This window comes from Flavobacterium myungsuense (assembly GCF_042677265.1).
GTDB classification, from domain to species: domain Bacteria; phylum Bacteroidota; class Bacteroidia; order Flavobacteriales; family Flavobacteriaceae; genus Flavobacterium; species Flavobacterium myungsuense.
The window spans coordinates 1-17,905 of the sequence record NZ_JBHTIZ010000026.1 but is presented as its reverse complement, the minus strand read 5'-3'; the positions used below and the strand labels follow the sequence as shown (position 1 = coordinate 17,905).

The following is a 17,905-nucleotide window of genomic DNA, read 5'->3' as shown; positions in this document are numbered from 1 at the left end:
TGTTTTTATCTTGCAGTTTTAAAAATAGACGCATTACAAAAAAATGAATTTACCAATACCTTCTAAAAATATTTTAGTCGCTCCACTAAACTGGGGTTTAGGTCATGCTACACGTTGTATTCCTATTATAAAAGCATTGGGAGAAAATGGATTTACCCCAATAATTGCTTCAGATGGAGTGGCGCTAGCTATGTTACGAAAAGAATTTCCCCATCTTCAAGCCTTAGAATTGCCTTCATACGAAATAGAATATGCTAAAAATGGCGCCAATTTTAAATGGAAAATGCTTAAAAACACTCCAAAAATGATAGAAGCCATTTTAGTCGAAAAAAAAATGGTGAAAAAATGGGTAAAAGAATATAATTTAACCGGAATCATCTCAGACAATAGGTTAGGAGTTTTTAATAAAAAAGTACAATCGGTTTTTATTACGCATCAATTGAATGTTTTAACAGGCAATACAACCTGGCTAACAAGTATGTTACATCAACAAGCTATTGATAAATTTGACGAATGTTGGGTGCCTGATTTTGAAGAGGAACCAAACTTAACCGGAAAATTAGGTCATTTGAAAAAAGAATATTTTAAGGTAAAGTATATAGGACCTTTGAGCCGTTTTGAAAAAAAAGAGTGTCCAATACAATATGATTTAATGGTAATTTTATCAGGTCCTGATCCTCAACGTGGCATGCTTGAAGAAATTTTATCGAAAAAATTGTTAGATTATAAAGAAAGAGTAATTTTTATAAAAGGTAAAGTAGAAAGTGTTCAAGCTAAAGAACAGGTAGGAAATATATTGTATTATAACTTCATGACATCTAATGAATTAGAACAAGCTTTTAATGAAAGTAAAGTAGTGCTTTGCCGATCAGGATATACCACCATTATGGATTTAGCAAAGCTAAGAAAAAAAGCTTTTTTTATTCCTACTCCGGGGCAATATGAACAGGAGTATTTAGCCCGAAAATTAAAAAAAACAGGTTTGGTTCCTTATGCAAAGCAAGACGATTTTACAATAGAGGATGTGTCGCAAACATTAGTTTATAAAGGATTACAAATAGAAGAAAAACCCATTCATTGGAAGAATTTATTTTGCCTTTTTAAGAGTGAAGGAAAACTCTGAACCAACCCCAAATTCGCTTTCTATATAAATGCGTTCCTGATGGGCTTCTATAATATGTTTTACAATTGAAAGTCCTAGTCCTGAACCACCTTGACTTCTCGCACCGCTTTTGTCGACTCTGAAAAACCGTTCAAAAAGGCGAGGAATGTTTTTGGCTTCAATGCCCTCTCCATTGTCTTTTACCCGAACTATAACTTTATCATCGGTAAGGTTTTCTATACTAACTTCGGTTGAGCCTTTTTCTTTACCATATTTTATAGAATTTACAACTAAATTAATTACCACTTGTTCTATTTTTTCCCGATCACCAATAACCATTATAGGTTTGTTGTATTTCATGTCGAACAAGAGTAAAATGTCTTTTTTGGAAGCCTCCATTTCTAGTAAGTCAAAAACATTTTGAACTAAACTTACCATGTTAAACGGAACCATTTCAATATTTAAATCACCTGCTTCAAGTTTAGTAATCATATCTAAATCTTGGACGATATAAATTAAACGCTCAACTCCTTTTTCTGCGCGTTCTAAATATTTTTTTCTAATGTTTTTATCATTTATTCCTCCATCTAATAGCGTAGAGATGTATCCTTGAACAGTAAATAGAGGCGTTTTAAGTTCGTGGGAAACATTGCCTAAAAATTCGCGACGGTACTCTTCACGTACTTTAAGCATTTCTATTTCAAGTTTTTTATCCGTGGCAAATTTCTTAACTTCTCTAGTAAGGGTTGCCATATCTGTGGTTATGGGCTGATTTCTAAAGTTGGAGGATTCTAGTAACGAAACATCATCGTAAATCTTTTTTACTCTTCTATAGATGAAATGTTCTACGCGGTATTGCATTACAAAAAACGAAAAAGTGGCTATAGCCATTGCAAAACAGAATGTAAACAGCAACGAAAATTCGAAGAAAAAATAGGTTAATAGCGCCACCAAACCACTCGAAAAAAGAGTAATGTATAAAGAAGAAACTACTGCAAACTTGTATGTTTTTTTAAAACTTATTGTCATTTAAACTTCAAACTTGTATCCTACACCTTTTATGGTTTTGAAAAAATCATCGCCAATTTTTTCTCTTAATTTTCGGATATGAACGTCTATCGTTCTTCCTCCAACAATTACTTCATTACCCCAAACTTTATCAAGAATTTCTTCTCTTTTAAAAACTTTTCCAGGTTTAGAAGCTAACAAATAAAACAATTCAAATTCTTTTCTTGGTAAAACAATTTCGATATCGTCCTTTTTAATTTTATATTCTTCTCGATTTATTTCTATTCCGCCCACATTTAGGGTTTCAGAGTTTACCTTTTCATCTTCTTTAAGACGTCTCAATAAGGCTTTAACTTTACTAACCAATAATTTTGGTTTTATAGGTTTAGTAATGTAATCATCCGCACCAGCATCAAAACCAGCCACTTGCGAATAGTCTTCGCTTCTTGCAGTTAGAAAAGTAATAATAACTTGACTTAATTCAGGGATTTTTCTAATAGCTTCGCAGGCTTCCATACCGTCCATTTCGGGCATCATAACATCCATTATAATAAGATGAGGTAACTCTTTTTTAGCTTTTGCTATAGCATCTTTACCGTTTACTGCAGTAACAATTTTATACCCTTCTTGACTTAAATTATATCCTACAATTTCAAGAATATCTTGTTCGTCATCAACTAATAAAATGGTAATGTCTTTTTTCTTCATGATTGCAAAATTGATTGATTTCGAATGTAAAAGTAAAGATAAAACAATACTAACAAACTTTTTTACGCTAATTTAATCTCTTAACAATTCCGTAATAATAAAGAAACTTAATAGTAACAAGCAAGTAACATCAACTTAACTTTACAGGTGTAAGTTTGCAAAAAATTTAAACACCCTTTACATGAAATTTAACTTTTTATTTACAATTCTGATTATTTGCTCTTTAGCAAATGCACAAACTAAAGGAACAATTTACGGAACAATTACTGATAAAGAAGCTAACAATGCCCCATTACCTTTTGCTAATGTAGTAATTAAAAATACTTCTACAGGAGTAACATCAGATGAGAAAGGGAAATATACAATAAGCGTAAATCCAGGAAGTATCACCCTTGTTTTTAGTTTTCTTGGTTATGACAATATTGAAGTTCCTGTTACCGTAGCAGCAGGAGAAAAAGTAAATATTAATAAAGCAATGGGTTCAGGAGGTTATAAATTACAGGATGTTGTAATTAAATCGAATGGAGGAAGTCGCGAAAAAGAAACTGCACTGTTGTTAGACCAAAAAAAAGCGGTAGAAATTAAACAAAGTATTGGTGCGCAGGAAATGGCAAGAAAAGGAGTAAGCAATGTTGAAAGTGGTTTAACAAAAATTACTGGAATTTCTAAAGTAGAATCAAGAGGTTTATTTGTTCGAGGTTTAGAAGAAAGATATAATAATTTGTTGATTAACGATTTGCAAGCGCCTTCTAGTAGCCCTTTTAAAAAAATAGTTCCTTTAGATTTATTTCCAACTGATATTGTAGGTGTTTTAAATGTATATAAAACGTTTAATCCTAATATTCCTGGTGATTTTGCAGGTGCTACAATTAATATTGAAACGAGTCAACCACGAGCCAGTGTTACTAAAATTTCAACAGGTTTTGGATATACAACTAATAACAATGGTGTTGATTTTTTACTTTCTAAAGATGCAAACTCCACTCAAGGATTTTTTGGTTTGTTAGGAAAAGATAGAGCTTTACCATCGGCATTTGGAAATTTCCCTGCAAGTAAAATATTAACAGCTGGGCAACATAATGAAACAAGTGGTCAAAACTCATGGGATGTTATAAATACAAGTAGTCCTATAAACAACAGTGTTGGTTTTTTACACACTGAAAAGTTTAATTTAAAAGATGAAAAGAATATAACTTATATCTTTTCTATAAACGGAGATAATAAATATCAAATTCAAAAAGGAGTAGACCGCACATTTTTATTAAACCAAGGAGACTATGATAATAATCTCTTTACTTCTAAATACAGCTATAACACCACATTTTCAGGTTTAGCTGGAGTTAAATACAAATCAAAAAGATTTGGCTTAGCTTTAAATTCCTTTTTCTTACGATCTACCTCAAGTGTAATTCAAGATCAATTAGGAGATATTAATAATTCATCCGCTTTAGAAAACCTTTTTATACGTGAAAATAAATTTGAAGAATCTAAATATTGGAACAATCAGATTTTAGCAAACTACAACTTAACTGAAGACGGTAATAATGCAATAAAAGGCGGTTTTTCATTTGCTAAAACAACTTTTGGTCAACCGGATAGAAAGTTTTTAAGAGGTGAGAAAATAAATGATACTCAAACCAATTTTACAATTGGTGGTAACAATTTAATTCGTCAATTTTTAGACATATCAGGAGATCGCTTTTTTTCAGGAATGTTAGAGTACAATTTAAAGTTTAATGTAAAAGAAAACGGGAAATCAAATAAACTATCTGTTGGTTATAATATGTTAAGCAATGAAGAAGTTTCGTCTTATCGATTTGTTTTCGGAAGGCCATTCATTCCGTTGGGTTTATTTACAATAGATATTAATTCGCCGAGTTCACTTATTAATACAAATGTGAACTCTGGATTAATAAATTTTACCGAAGAATCTACAGCTGATTATAAAACCAAACTTTATAACAACAATAATGCAGCCTATGCTAATGTGTTTTTTACTATTGGTTCTAAACTTGAAATAAACGGAGGTTTAAGAACCGAACAAACCTTGAGAGAAATAAAATATAGATTTACTACTGATGCAGCAACTGCTAAATTTAGAAAAATCGAAAAAAACAAAACAGAATTATTGCCTTCGTTAAATGCAAAATATGCTTTAAATGAAAAAAGCAACATTCGTTTTGCTGCTTCAAGAACACTTACAAGACCCATATCAATTGAAATAATGCCTATACAATACATCAATCCTGATGGAACGGTAGAAATTGGAAATCCAAATTTAGATAATAGTAATAATACCAATTTTGATTTAAAATTTGAGTTGTTTCCTAAAACGAATGAAATGGTTGTGTTTGGTATTTTTGGGAAACAAATTACAAATCCGATTGAAAGAATTTTTATACCTACTGCAAGTAGCGGGGGTCAAATTACTACATATCAAAATTCTAAAGAAGCCCTTTTGTACGGAGCGGAATTAGAATTTTTGTTAGACCTAAAAAGAATTTCACCATACTTAAAAAACATATCTTGGGGATTTAATACCTCAGTAATGAATACTAAAGTTGATGTTGATTTATTAAAAAATCCTTTAGAAAACAATTCGTCAAGAGCATTACAAGGGGCTTCAAATTGGCTTATAAATTCAGATTTAAAGTATGATTTTGAATTCAATCAAGACATGAAGAATTCAATTTCTTTAGTTTATGGTGTTGCAGGAGAAAGAATTTTCTCAGTAGGAACTGCTGGATTGGATCATATTTATGAAAAACCTTTTAATAAACTTGATTTTATTTGGATTAGTAATTTATCGAAAAACATTAATTTAAAATTTGCTGTAGACAATATTTTAAATCCCTCATTCAAAAGAGTACTAGGAAACAATAGTAAACAAGTAATAAACGAAACCGACTTAACCGTGAGAGATTTTAAAAGAGGAACAGGTTTTTCTCTTGGTGTTAACTACACGTTTTAGAATTTAAAATTAATGTTAGATTAAAGTTTTTGCATAACATTAGCTTAACTCAACATTTAAGTTAACATAAATTTTTAATAATATATTGATAACACTTTTCAATAGTTACGAATTTACTTTTGCGTCAAATAATTTAAACACACACACAATGAAAAAATTAGTATTTAGTTTAGCAATCGTAGGATTATTATTTGCAAGTTGTACTTCAGATGATGATGAAACAACGCCAGTAGTTACTCCTCCTGTAGATAGCGGCGAATTAACAGGAGATGTAACTGTTAGTAAAACTTTAATCAAAGGAAATTATACTTTAGAAGGAGTATTGAAAGTAAAATCAGGTGTTACTTTAACAGTTGATGCAGGTTCAGTAATAACTGCGAATACGGCTTCAGGAAGTTCTTTTGATGCAATTTTAGTAGAAAAAGGCGGAAAAATAATAATGAATGGTACAGCTGCTGAACCAATTGTTTGTACTCATGCAACAAAGGTTGCGGGTTCTTGGGGAGGTATAATCATTTATGGTGATGCTCCTATAGTTGGTTCAAAAAAAGTGACATCAGCTAATTCTGAAGACGGAATTACTTCATCTGAAGGAAAAGCTTATACTTATGGAGGTTCAAATGCTACTGATAATAGCGGTTCTCTAAAGTTTGTTCGTGTTGAATATGCTGGTAAAAAAATTGCTGACGGTTCAAGCGAATTAAATGGATTTTCATTTTATGCAGTAGGCTCAGGTACTGTATTAGAAAATCTAGTTTCATATAAAGGGAATGACGATGGTTTTGAATTTTATGGTGGTACAGTAAGTGCAAAAAACTTAATTTCTTACGGAAATGCTGATGACTCTTTTGATTGGCAAGATGGATGGAGAGGACAAGAAAATACGAATTGGTATGCATACCAAACAGGAGTTGGAAATTATGGTATGGAAATAGAATCTAAAAACGAGGATAATGATTTTTGGCCAGTTATTTCTGGAATTACTTTAAAAAGAGCTGCTGGCACAGTTACTGAAGATAATACCCCACAATATGATGCTATACAGTTTAAAAGTCGTGGTAATGGATTTTATTCAAATATCTTAATTTCTGGATATACAAATCCTAGCGCAACAGCTGTAAGAATTCAGGATGAAGGAACAAATACTTCACAAGTAAAGGCAAATAAAATTAAATTAACTGACATCAAAATTAATGACGGTACAAACCCGTTTGCATATAAAGATGCAACTATAACAGTTACTTTCCCAGAAGGATTTTTTGTGACTTCAACTACAGCAACAGGTGCTTCAATAACTCCAGGCGCATGGGCTGTTATTGATGGAGTTAATTTATTAAATAACTAGAATTAAATAAGTTTAATATTCTATAAACTAACCGCTTCAAAACTGAGGCGGTTTTTTTTGGCTCAATATTTGAATTAATATTCATATCTTTGCACTATTACAAGTACTTATGAGAAAAAATTACTTTTACATACTTACACTATCCCTATGTTTGTTTGCCTTGACAGCTTCTGCTCAGGACAATGCTAAACAACAGCCTAAACCCCAAGAAACTGCGGATGGACTTGGTTTTTATCCTAACCCAGTTAGTAATGGCAAAATATACATTACTTCAAAAACGACTGCAAATAAAGAAATCACCATTTTTGATGTTCTAGGGAAAAAAGTGTTACAAACTTCTTTGAGCGCAAGAGAGCTGAATATTTCTAGTATTTCTCCAGGAGTTTACATCATAAAAATCAAGGAAGGCGATGCAAGTGCTACACGAAAATTAATAATAAAATAGTTAATAAAATTCAGTCTTAACCTTTTTTTGTTGTTTTTTTCACACTGATTTATATCTTTAAGTAAAAATTCTTTATATATTTGTTGTCTAAATATTTTAAAATTATAATTATGAAAAAACTTTACACTTTATTATCAGTTGTTTTAGTAGCTACTGCTTCACAAGCTCAAGTAGTAATTAGCCAAATTTATGGAGGTGGTAGTAACACTGGTGCAACATTTGCAAATGATTTTATCGAGTTGTATAATAGAGGGACAACTCCTCAAAACTTAGAGGGTTGGAGTGTTCAATACACTTCACAAAATGGACCTTCTGCGACTGCGCCTAATACTAACTGGGCAATGACACCTCTTCCAGCTTTTGTTTTAGAACCAGGTAAATACTTTTTAATAAAACAAGGTGCGGGAACAGTTGCTGGTGCTCCAGCTTTACCTACTCCAGATTTAGATGGCGTTACATTGGCTACTTTAGGGAGTAATGGAAGTCCTGCAGTTGTTTCAAATACAGACCCAACGCCAAGTGGTATAGCAATGAGTGGATCGAATGGAAAAGTTATACTTGTTAGCAGTACTGTTCAGGAAACAACACCAAACCCTACTGGATCTCAAATTATTGATAAAGTTGCATACGGAACAACCCCAACTGCAGGTTTTGAGGGTAGCGGTCCTACAGGAACTGCTTTGTCAGCAACAACTTCTGCACAAAGAAATAATGCTGGAGCGACAGATACTGATGATAATAAAAACGATTTTACAGCCGCTTTACCTGTGCCAAGAAACAACTCCGGTTTAAATACAAAGCAAAATGCTATATCAGGCTTAAATGTATATCCTAACCCTGTAGCTAACGGTAATTTATTCATTACTTCATCTAATTCTAGTGCAACAAAATCAGTAGCAATATTTGATGTTTTAGGAAAACAAGTTATAAAAACTACTGTTTCTAATCAAGTGGTAAACGTTTCAAAACTTATTAGCGGTGTTTATATCTTAAAAATCACTGAAGAAGGAAAAACTGCTACTAGAAAATTAGTTATCAAATAATTCCTTTTTTATATCATAAAGAAAACTCCAATTGAAAAGTTGGAGTTTTTTTATTTAAGAAATAGATAAAAAATATTCGTTACATTTGATTTCTTTTTAGAATAAAAACCATGAAGAAAGGGTTATTAATTTTTGTCTTTTTCTTTTCTTTTGTAGCATTTGCTCAAAATGAAGTCTCCAAAAAAGTGAATGCATTGCTTTCGCAAAAAACAACTTTTAAAACCTATTCTCCTTTAACTATTGAAGTAACAAAACCTAGTAGTGCTATTCAAAAAACACTAAAAAAAGCGACTCTTGCAAAATTGAACACCCAATCTTTAGCGGAAGTAATCGCCAATAAAGACGAAAACATTGAGGTTCAAATTCCTTACCAAGGGGAAACAATTACACTGCAATTGTATAAAGTTAATTTGTTTGCCGATGGGTTTCACGTAGATACAGACAAAACAAAATCAATTTCTTACGAGCAGGGCTTACATTATAGAGGTATAATAAATGGCGATTCCAATTCTACTGCCTCTTTCAATTTTTTTAAAGACGAAATGAATGGCATTTTTTCTAATAACCGTTTTAAAAACGTTGTAATAGGAAAAACAACTACAAAGTTCAATATATCGGATTATATCATTTATTCTGATGCTGATTTGAAAGTGCTAAATAATTTACAATGTCATACAAAAGAAGGCGTTCGTAAACCAATTTTAAACGCCCAAAGAAATGCAAAAACTACCAGTCAAAGATGTGTAACCATGTATTTCGAAATAGATTATAATTTATTTCTAGACAATAATAGTAACACAACAACTACTTCAAATTGGATGACTTCAGTATTCAATAATGTTCAAACATTGTATACTAATGATGGTATAAGCATTTCTTTAAAATCACTTTACATTTGGACAACCCAAGATCCTTATGAAGGAATTGGCGAAGAATCTTTTAATTATTTATATAAGTTTAATGAAGTTAGGCCTGTATTTGATGGAGATTTAGGACAGCTAATAGGAGAAGATTCCGGAAGCTTGGGAGGAGTTGCGGCAACAATAAATGGTTTATGTACCGAAGAAAATTTTAGTTATTCAGATGTTGATTTTAGTTTTAATACTGTACCTACTTATTCATGGACCGTTTTGGTAATTACTCATGAATTGGGTCATTTATTTGGTTCGCCTCATACTCATACTTGTGTTTGGAACGGAGACAACACAGCAATTGATGGTTGCGGACCTTCAAAAGGAGATCAATATTTTGAAGGCAATTGTGCTATTGGGCCAATTCCTTCAACGGAAAGTGGCGGTACAATTATGAGTTATTGTCATTTGGTTTCTGGTGTTGGGATTAATTTGGCTAATGGATTTGGACCACAACCTGCAGCAGAAATGCTTTCTCAAGTAAACAATGCTAGTTGCTTGAGTTTTGATTGTATTAATACTTGTATCAATACGGTATCGGAAATTATAATTACGAATGTTACCAATACTTCGGCAACACTATCATGGATAGAAATAGGAAGTGCTACTAATTGGGAAGTTTCTATTACACCATTTTCGTCGAGTTCAAATAATTGGTTTCAAACAACAGCAACTAATTACACAGCAACTAATTTATTGCCTAATACCCATTATAGTATCAAAGTTCGCCCTGTTTGTGATTTTGGTTTAATTTCGCCAAGCAGAAATGCTATTCTTGTTACACCTACGAATTATTGCAACGGAGTAACAATCACAGATACAGGCGGAGTTTCTAGAAACTATTCAAGTTTAGAAAGTTATGTTAGAACCATTATTCCAAATAGTCCAGATCAAAAAATTAGATTGTCTTTTACTAGTTTTGATTTAGAGGACAAATACGATTATTTATATTTGTATGATGGCAATTCAACATCGGCAACCGATTTGAGCCAAGGCGGATTCACTGGCGCCACGATTCCTGGAACATATGAATCGTCAGCAATAGACGGCTCTCTAACACTTGAATTTTTTTCTGACCAATATGAAGTTGGGGCAGGTTATGAAGCCAATGTTGATTGCGTTTCGAATCTTAACAGCAAGTCATTTCTACCCAATATTGATTTTACGTATTATCCAAATCCAAGTAAAGGTTTTGTTGCAATTACTTCAAAGACTGAAATAAAAGAAATATTTGTCTATAATCCGCAGGGGCGCCTTTTGTATCAAAAAGCAGTTAATAGTTTAGATACAAAAGTGGACATGGCTTCATTTGCAAATGGAACCTACTTTTTTAAATTGAAATTCAATGAAAAAGAGGCCAATTTTAAAATAGTGAAGTTGTAGTATAAACAAAGCTTCCAGCCTTCAAAAGGCTGGAAGCTTTCGAAATAAGTATAATATAAAAATGAAGCAGATTCCTATTCTCGAGGGTAATTATTATCATATTTATAATAGAGGCAATAATAGTACTGATTTATTTTTTGAAAGTGAAAACTACAACCATTTTTTAAGACTATATGAGAAGTATATAAATCCAATTGCCGATACGTATGCTTGGTGTTTAATGAAAAATCATTTCCATATTTTAGTTTATATTAAAGAAAAATCGGAGATAGACCCAAGTAAATTAGAATATTCTTCAACCGATAAGCCAAAATTAATTAGTGCTTCAAAACAATTTTCAAATTTATTTAACGCTTACACGTTAGCTGTAAATAAAAGATATAAAAGAACAGGAAGTTTATTTGAAAAGAACTTTAAAAGAAAGGTGGTTAATTCCGAGAGTTATTTTCAAAAACTAATTTTTTATATTCATAACAATCCTGTGCATCATCATTTTACAGATACTATTATTGAATATCCATGGACATCATATGGAACAATTCTTTCCGTAAAAACCACAAAATTAGAACGGGAAAGAGTAATTGAGATGTTTGGTGATAAAGAAAATTTTATATACTATCATTCTAATAATCAAAATTTAGATGATGTTGAAGAACTCTTGATAGATTATTTATAGAAAGCTTCCAGCCTTCTAAAGGCTGGAAGCATTGAAAAAAAAGGCTTTATCTCTCCAATAGTTCCATCAATTCCAATGCTTTTCGAATCGATTTTACATGTTCAAAAGTCAGTAATAAACGTAACCCATTTGGCGTTTGTTTTTCTTTCATTTTGCACAATTGCGGTTGTTTTTGCACGAACTGTAACACTTTATGAAATTGAGACGAAGTGTAATAATCGCTTTGTTGGTCAGAAACAAAATAGCAAATCATTTTGCCTTGTTTCATCACTAATTTTTCAATTCCCATTTGTGTGGCAATCCATTTTATTTTAATGCTATTCAGTAAGGAGATAGCTTGTTTGGGTAACGGTCCAAAGCGGTCGATGAGTTTTTGTTCGAAGACAGTTAAAGTGTTTTCGTCTCTAATCAAGCTTAATTCATTGTACAAATTCAGTCTTTCAGAAATATTGTTAATGTATTCATCAGAAAATAATAACTCAAAATCAGTATCAATTTGTAGGTCTTTTACATATTCTTTTTCTGGTTTTTCTTCATCGGCATACAACTCCTTGAACTCATTTTCTTTGAGTTCTTCGATGGCTTCGTTCATGATTTTTTGATACGTATCAAAGCCAATTTCATTGATGAATCCACTTTGCTCTCCTCCCAATAAATCACCGGCACCACGAATTTCCAAATCTTTCATGGCAATATTGAAACCACTCCCTAGTTCTGAGAATTGTTCCAAAGCCTGAATCCTTTTTCTAGCATCATCAGTCATGGCTGAATACGGCGGGCAAATAAAATAGCAAAAGGCTTTCTTGTTGCTACGACCGACGCGTCCTCGCATCTGGTGCAAATCAGACAATCCGAAATTATTAGCATTATTTATAAAAATAGTGTTGGCATTGGGTACATCTAAGCCGCTTTCGATAATAGTTGTTGCCACCAATACATCAAATTCGCCGTTCATGAAAGCCAACATCAATTCTTCGAGTTTTGCACCTTCCATTTGACCGTGACCAATTCCTACTCGAGCATCAGGAACCAAACGCTGAATCATTCCTGCAACTTCCTTGATGTTTTCTATTCGGTTATTGATAAAGAAAACCTGTCCGTTACGTTGAATTTCATAGGAAATGGCATCTCGAATAGACTCTTCACTAAACCCAACGACATTGGTTTCTATAGGATAGCGATTGGGAGGTGGCGTGGTAATTACTGATAAATCTCTCGCTGCCATTAAAGAAAACTGAAGGGTTCTCGGGATTGGTGTTGCAGTTAAGGTCAAGGTATCGACATTGGCAGCAATGGTTTTGAGTTTGTCTTTGACATTCACACCAAATTTCTGTTCCTCATCTACAATCAACAATCCTAAATTTTTAAAAACTACATTTTTGTTCACCAATTGATGCGTTCCAATAACAATATCGAGTTTACCTTCTGCTAATTGTTGCAGCGTTTCTGTTTTTTGTTTGGCCGTTCTAAAACGGTTGAGGTATCCAACAGAAACAGGCATTTCTTTCAAACGCTCTGTAAACGTTCTATAATGTTGGTAGGCTAAAATGGTGGTTGGAACCAAAACAGCGACTTGTTTTCCGTTATCTACCGCTTTGAATGCAGCACGAATAGCAACTTCGGTTTTTCCGAAACCTACATCACCACACACCAATCGATCCATTGGGCGATCACTTTCCATATCGGCTTTTACTTCAGCAGTCGATTTGGTTTGGTCAGGCGTATCTTCATAAATAAAAGAACTTTCTAATTCGGCTTGCAAATAACTATCAGGGGCATATCGAAATCCTTTTTCCAATCGGCGCTTGGCATACAATTGAATCAGGTTGAACGCTATATGTTTGACTCTGGCTTTGGTTTTTTGTTTTAAAACTTTCCACGCATTCGAGCCGAGTTTGTATATTTTAGGAGGCGCACCGTCTTTTCCGTTGTATTTAGAAATTTTGTACAGCGAGTGAATACTCACATACACGATATCATTATCGGCATAGACGAGTTTAATGGCTTCTTGGGTTTTGCCTTCTACTTGTATTTTTTGTAAACCGCCAAAACGGCCTATTCCGTGGTCGATGTGGGTAACATAGTCGCCGACAGAAAGCGTCGTGAGTTCTTTAAGTGTAATAGTTTGCTTCTTAGAATAGCCATTTTTGATGCTAAATTTGTGGTAGCGCTCAAAAATTTGATGATCAGTGTAGCACGCAATTTGGTTTTCCTCGTCAACAAAACCCTGGTATATGGGTAAGGTTATGGTTTGGTATTGCTTGCGAATGCTTTCGTGATTGGCTTCGTCTAATGATTCAAAAATATCATGAAATCGTTTTGCCTGTGCATCATTAGAACAAAACAAATAATTTTTGTACCCGTTAAAATGATTGTCATTTAAATTATTCAATAGCAAATCGAATTGTTTATTGAATGAAGGTTGGGGGAGAATATGAAATTCGAATGTTTTTTTGGTTTTAAAAACAGCTTTTGAACCCATCTCTACAATCGAAAAATCTAAGGCTTTTTTTATAAACTCGGTTTGGTTTACAAACAATTGTTCTGGCGAAACATGTTTTATAGTCGCGTTCAGGTTTTTATAAATTTCCTCTGCTTTGCTAAATAGTTTATCTAATTTAGACAAAAGTAATTCGGTGTTTTGAATGCAAATAATCGTTTTACTGTCAATATAATCTAGAAAACTTTCCCTATTTTCCTGAAAAAAGGTGTTCTCGACATTGGGAATTATCGCGATTTTATTTTGTTTTTCGATAGAAAGTTGTGTTTCTACATCAAAACTTCTAATGCTGTCGACTTCATTTCCAAAAAACTCAATTCGGTAGGGATTGTCATTGGAGAACGAGAAGACATCTATGATTCCGCCACGAACAGAGAATTCTCCGGGTTCCGTAATAAAATCGACACGCTTGAATTCGTATTCAAATAAGACTTCATTGATAAACTCTATTGATATTTTGTCGCCAACCGTTACTTTCAAAGTGTTTTTATCCAGCTCCTTTTTGGTGACTACTTTTTCAAAAAGCGCTTCGGGATAGGAAACTATAATTGCTGGTTTTTTGCGAGAATTTATTCGGTTTAAGACTTCAGAACGAAGCAAAACATTGGCGTTATCGGTATCTTCAATTTGGTACGGACGACGATACGAACCCGGATAAAACAAGACGTCTTTTTCGCCTATTAATTGTTCTAAATCGTTCAAATAATAGGCAGCTTCTTCTTTGTCATTGAGTATAACTAAAAAAGGAGACTCTATTTTTTTAAAAACCGACTGAATTATAAACGAGAGCGACGAACCAACCAATCCGTTTAAGTGGATTTTTTGCTCCATACTGTGTAAGCTATCAACAATTTGCTTGACTTTTGGCGAATTGTCGTAGGTGTTTAATAAGGCTGATTTACTCAAGGTTGCGGTACAATTTTATTAGGAATTGCTCTAGTAGTATCTAGCATTCGTATCATGTCTGATTCGCCTTCTTCTATAGGAATAGCACTTTTTCTGATAATTTCTTCCATTTGTTGGGTCAACGAAACCAATTCTTCATTTACTTCTGAAACTAAGGTCACTACTTTCTGTGCAGGAATATCATCTAAATTAATGAATAAATTGATGGAGTTGATTTTAGTAGTCAATACCGAAATTCTACTCTTGATTTCAGGTTTGTTAAAGGTGTAAGGAATGTTGGTATTTAACTCCATCACTTTTTTAGATAAAGTTTTCGCTTTTTTCTGAAACGCTCCAATAGAACTTTTAGGTTTTAGATTCAATTCATTTAAAAACGATCGCCATTCGCTCCATGTATTTACTGTAGCTTGGACTGATGGCGATACTGAAGGGTTTGAAAAATTCCAACCTTTATTAATGGTCTTAAATATAACTTCTTTCTTTTCGGCATCTTTAAGGTTTTCAATCTCTCGTCTCTCGGCATTGTCATTGCAAGAAACAAGTATAAGAATTGAAAAAAGAATATAGGAATAATAAAGTTTCATCCAAGCTTGGTTTAGTTTGCAAAGGTACAAAGGTAAAACGAAAGTTTAAAAGTCAATCTAACGTTAATTGTTTTATTTTCCATTCGTTTCCTGATTTATAATTGCTCCCGAACCTCTTAAGTCTTCAAAGGATTAAAGATACTATTTACACCAAGTAATTATATAACATTTAATTCGGGTATTTACTTTTCCTTTTTTGTAATTTTATACAAAACATAGTGTAAAGGGTTTTGAGTATGAGAAAGTTTATTTTACTATTTATCGTTGCGGCTTTTGGTTTTTCGTTTGCCAATAGTTCCTGTAAAAATGGGAACCGAGAAAAAGAATTAGGAGCAATAAATACTAGTTCTCAAGGGTTTCAAAAAGAAAGCAGTGAGGTGTATTTTGACAGTACCTTAGTGGCGCCCTTTTTTGTAAAACATCCCCATCTCAAAGCGTTTCAACCAAGTGTTGAAGCCTTATACAAAAAGCATCAATATCATTACATATGGTTTGATAAAGAGGGTATTAACGAAATGGGAAATTTATTATACAATAAAATTACCAATATTGCCTCTGAAGGGGTTCAAGCGGCTGTACCTTATAAGGCAGAATTGGAGGCTGTTTTCCAGAACGAAGATGCACTTCAAGAGCCTACTATAGCAACCGAGTTGCTGCTTTCGTCGTTGTACTTTTTTTATGCCAATAAGGTTTATCAGGGTTTGGATGCAAAACAGACTACAGCACTAGGATGGCATTTGCCTCGAAAAAAACAATCTTACATCAGCTATTTAGATTCGTTGTTGGCTAATCCTTCCTTGATTAACAAAGATGAGAGAGAAGTACTAGGGCAATATTATCGCCTTAAAGAAGTGTTGAAGCACTACCGCGATATGGAGAAAAAAGGAGGATGGAGTGCGATTGAGTTGGATACCACTTTCAAAACCTTTACGCCCGGCGACAGTTCTAAAACCATTGTGCAAATTAGACAACATTTATTTGATGTGGGCGATCTTGCCGTGAATTCTAAAAGTGCTTTGTATGACGATGCTTTGAAAGCGGGCATCATTAAATTTAAAAAGCGAAACGGTGCTATTCCAAATACTATCATTACGGCTAAAAATATAGCGACAATGAATGTTCCCATTGCCCATCGCATTAAAACCATCATAGTCAATATGGAGCGCTGTAGGTGGATTCCTAGCGATATTACTAAAGCTAAAGAATATATTGGTATTAATATTCCTTCGTTTCGGTTTACGTATTTCAAAGACAACAAACCCGTCTTGGTGTCGAATGTTGTGGTGGGAAAAGCACTCAACCAGACAGTAGTTTTTAGCGGGATGATGCAGTATGTCGTGTTTAGTCCGTATTGGAACGTGCCCAAAAGCATCATAAAAAAGGAGATTGCTCCTGCCATGGCTAAAAATAAAAACTATTTAGCCGAGCATAATATGGAATGGAATAATGGTGCAATCCGACAAAAGCCGGGACCTAAAAATTCCTTGGGATTGGTAAAGTTTTTGTTTCCTAACAACAATAATATTTATTTGCACGACACGCCTTCAAAGAGTTTGTTTAATGAAGAAAAGAGAGCCTTTAGTCATGGCTGTATTCGAATTGAAAAACCTAAGGAACTGGCAAATCTCCTCTTGAAAGATGATAAAGATTGGAGCCCAGAAAAGATTGATGCCGCCATGAACAAAGGAAAAGAAACTTGGTATACGCTTAAAAATAAGATTCCAGTTTATATTGGCTATTTTACCGCTTGGGTAGACAGCGAGGGTGTGATTCATTTTTATGACGATATATATCATAGAGATGAACGCTTGGCAGAATTAATCTTTGAGAAATAGTTGTTAGACTCACAAATTTGATTCTTTGAAGCCTCTCTATGGATTTATCTTTTGTAATTTCTGCCACATCCTCTACTTACCTGTATTTTATTTATTATATCCTTGAAACTACATCCTCATATTGTAAACCGACATAATCACAGAATTCATTAACCGTTATTACTTGATGTTTTTCTTTTTTAAAGTAGTGGCGGATTTGACGTATTTTATTTCGGGCTTGTCTTTCTGACACTTCTAAAATAATTTGAATATCACCGTTTCTGATGATTAATTTTTTTTGAGTTTGTTGTTCTTTCATATTTTCCTTTTTTAGGGTTATTTACTATTTTAACATATACCCACTATGTACGCTTTATCTACGGGGTATCTACGGAGCATCTTCTCAGTTACTATAGTAACGTAGAAACTATGACCCGTCCTAAAATAACTATACAGGTTAATAAATAAATCCTACTATAGTTATACAAATATAATTCTTAATCCTAAAG

General features: G+C 33.3%; 13 protein-coding genes. 8 read left to right on the top strand and 5 right to left on the bottom strand.

Annotated features, from left to right (window positions below):
• Positions 1 to 43 precede the first annotated feature (43 nt).
• On the top strand, positions 44 to 1,123 hold the full coding sequence (locus ACFQ0S_RS10310; protein ID WP_379757235.1) for a glycosyltransferase: 1,080 nt from the start codon (positions 44 to 46) through the stop codon (positions 1,121 to 1,123).
• Here the strand turns inward: ACFQ0S_RS10310 and ACFQ0S_RS10305 are convergent.
• Both ACFQ0S_RS10305 and ACFQ0S_RS10300 read right to left on the bottom strand, forming a co-directional pair.
• A complete protein-coding gene (locus ACFQ0S_RS10305) occupies positions 1,088 to 2,131 on the bottom strand; it encodes a sensor histidine kinase (protein ID WP_379757232.1) in 1,044 nt (347 codons plus the stop codon). The genes ACFQ0S_RS10310 and ACFQ0S_RS10305 overlap by 36 nt on opposite strands.
• On the bottom strand, positions 2,132 to 2,818 hold the full coding sequence (locus ACFQ0S_RS10300; protein ID WP_379757229.1) for a response regulator transcription factor: 687 nt from the start codon (positions 2,816 to 2,818) through the stop codon (positions 2,132 to 2,134).
• A gap of 181 nt (positions 2,819 to 2,999) precedes the next feature.
• Between ACFQ0S_RS10300 and ACFQ0S_RS10295 the strand changes: the two genes are divergently transcribed.
• From ACFQ0S_RS10295 to ACFQ0S_RS10270, 6 genes are all read left to right on the top strand, one after another.
• A complete protein-coding gene (locus ACFQ0S_RS10295) occupies positions 3,000 to 5,789 on the top strand; it encodes a TonB-dependent receptor (RefSeq protein WP_379757226.1) in 2,790 nt (929 codons plus the stop codon).
• Positions 5,790 to 5,937: 148 nt separating this feature from the next.
• Positions 5,938 to 7,134 (top strand): hypothetical protein, encoded by a 1,197-nt coding sequence (locus ACFQ0S_RS10290; protein ID WP_379757220.1) that lies wholly within the window; start codon positions 5,938 to 5,940, stop codon positions 7,132 to 7,134.
• A gap of 109 nt (positions 7,135 to 7,243) precedes the next feature.
• Positions 7,244 to 7,579, top strand: a complete 336-nt coding sequence (locus ACFQ0S_RS10285; protein ID WP_379757217.1) for a T9SS type A sorting domain-containing protein — start codon at positions 7,244 to 7,246, stop codon at positions 7,577 to 7,579.
• Between the two features lie 110 nt (positions 7,580 to 7,689).
• Entirely contained in the window at positions 7,690 to 8,622 is a 933-nt protein-coding gene (locus tag ACFQ0S_RS10280) for a lamin tail domain-containing protein (protein WP_379757214.1), read from the top strand.
• A 110-nt stretch (positions 8,623 to 8,732) separates the two neighbouring features.
• Positions 8,733 to 10,916, top strand: coding sequence for a M12 family metallo-peptidase (locus ACFQ0S_RS10275; protein WP_379757211.1), 2,184 nt, complete (start codon positions 8,733 to 8,735; stop codon positions 10,914 to 10,916).
• Positions 10,917 to 10,977: 61 nt separating this feature from the next.
• Positions 10,978 to 11,592, top strand: coding sequence for a transposase (locus tag ACFQ0S_RS10270; RefSeq protein WP_379757208.1), 615 nt, complete (start codon positions 10,978 to 10,980; stop codon positions 11,590 to 11,592).
• A 46-nt stretch (positions 11,593 to 11,638) separates the two neighbouring features.
• Here ACFQ0S_RS10270 and mfd read toward each other — a convergent pair whose 3' ends face one another.
• Both mfd and ACFQ0S_RS10260 read right to left on the bottom strand, forming a co-directional pair.
• A complete protein-coding gene (gene mfd / locus ACFQ0S_RS10265; RefSeq protein WP_379757205.1) occupies positions 11,639 to 14,998 on the bottom strand; it encodes a transcription-repair coupling factor in 3,360 nt (1,119 codons plus the stop codon).
• Positions 14,995 to 15,582 (bottom strand): hypothetical protein, encoded by a 588-nt coding sequence (locus ACFQ0S_RS10260; RefSeq protein ID WP_379757202.1) that lies wholly within the window; start codon positions 15,580 to 15,582, stop codon positions 14,995 to 14,997. The genes mfd and ACFQ0S_RS10260 overlap by 4 nt, the downstream gene beginning before the upstream one ends.
• A 236-nt stretch (positions 15,583 to 15,818) precedes the next feature.
• On the opposite strand from ACFQ0S_RS10260, the gene ACFQ0S_RS10255 reads away from it, so the two are divergent.
• Entirely contained in the window at positions 15,819 to 17,417 is a 1,599-nt protein-coding gene (locus ACFQ0S_RS10255; protein ID WP_379757906.1) for a L,D-transpeptidase family protein, read from the top strand.
• A gap of 94 nt (positions 17,418 to 17,511) precedes the next feature.
• Here ACFQ0S_RS10255 and ACFQ0S_RS10250 read toward each other — a convergent pair whose 3' ends face one another.
• Complete coding sequence (locus ACFQ0S_RS10250) at positions 17,512 to 17,715, bottom strand: hypothetical protein (protein ID WP_379757198.1); 204 nt, start codon at positions 17,713 to 17,715, stop codon at positions 17,512 to 17,514.
• Positions 17,716 to 17,905: the final 190 nt, after the last annotated feature.

What these genes read in the sequence shown, in the direction of transcription:
- ACFQ0S_RS10305 (WP_379757232.1), bottom strand. Translation starts at nt 2,131, where the DNA reads ATGACAATAAGTTTTAAAAAAACATACAAGTTTGCAGTAGTTTCTTCT.
- ACFQ0S_RS10300 (WP_379757229.1), bottom strand. Translation starts at nt 2,818, where the DNA reads ATGAAGAAAAAAGACATTACCATTTTATTAGTTGATGACGAACAAGAT.
- ACFQ0S_RS10285 (WP_379757217.1), top strand. Translation starts at nt 7,244, where the DNA reads ATGAGAAAAAATTACTTTTACATACTTACACTATCCCTATGTTTGTTT.
- ACFQ0S_RS10275 (WP_379757211.1), top strand. Translation starts at nt 8,733, where the DNA reads ATGAAGAAAGGGTTATTAATTTTTGTCTTTTTCTTTTCTTTTGTAGCA.
- ACFQ0S_RS10270 (WP_379757208.1), top strand. Translation starts at nt 10,978, where the DNA reads ATGAAGCAGATTCCTATTCTCGAGGGTAATTATTATCATATTTATAAT.
- ACFQ0S_RS10295 (WP_379757226.1), top strand. Translation starts at nt 3,000, where the DNA reads ATGAAATTTAACTTTTTATTTACAATTCTGATTATTTGCTCTTTAGCA.
- ACFQ0S_RS10255 (WP_379757906.1), top strand. Translation starts at nt 15,819, where the DNA reads ATGAGAAAGTTTATTTTACTATTTATCGTTGCGGCTTTTGGTTTTTCG.
- ACFQ0S_RS10250 (WP_379757198.1), bottom strand. Translation starts at nt 17,715, where the DNA reads ATGAAAGAACAACAAACTCAAAAAAAATTAATCATCAGAAACGGTGAT.
- ACFQ0S_RS10260 (WP_379757202.1), bottom strand. Translation starts at nt 15,582, where the DNA reads ATGAAACTTTATTATTCCTATATTCTTTTTTCAATTCTTATACTTGTT.
- ACFQ0S_RS10280 (WP_379757214.1), top strand. Translation starts at nt 7,690, where the DNA reads ATGAAAAAACTTTACACTTTATTATCAGTTGTTTTAGTAGCTACTGCT.
- ACFQ0S_RS10310 (WP_379757235.1), top strand. Translation starts at nt 44, where the DNA reads ATGAATTTACCAATACCTTCTAAAAATATTTTAGTCGCTCCACTAAAC.
- ACFQ0S_RS10290 (WP_379757220.1), top strand. Translation starts at nt 5,938, where the DNA reads ATGAAAAAATTAGTATTTAGTTTAGCAATCGTAGGATTATTATTTGCA.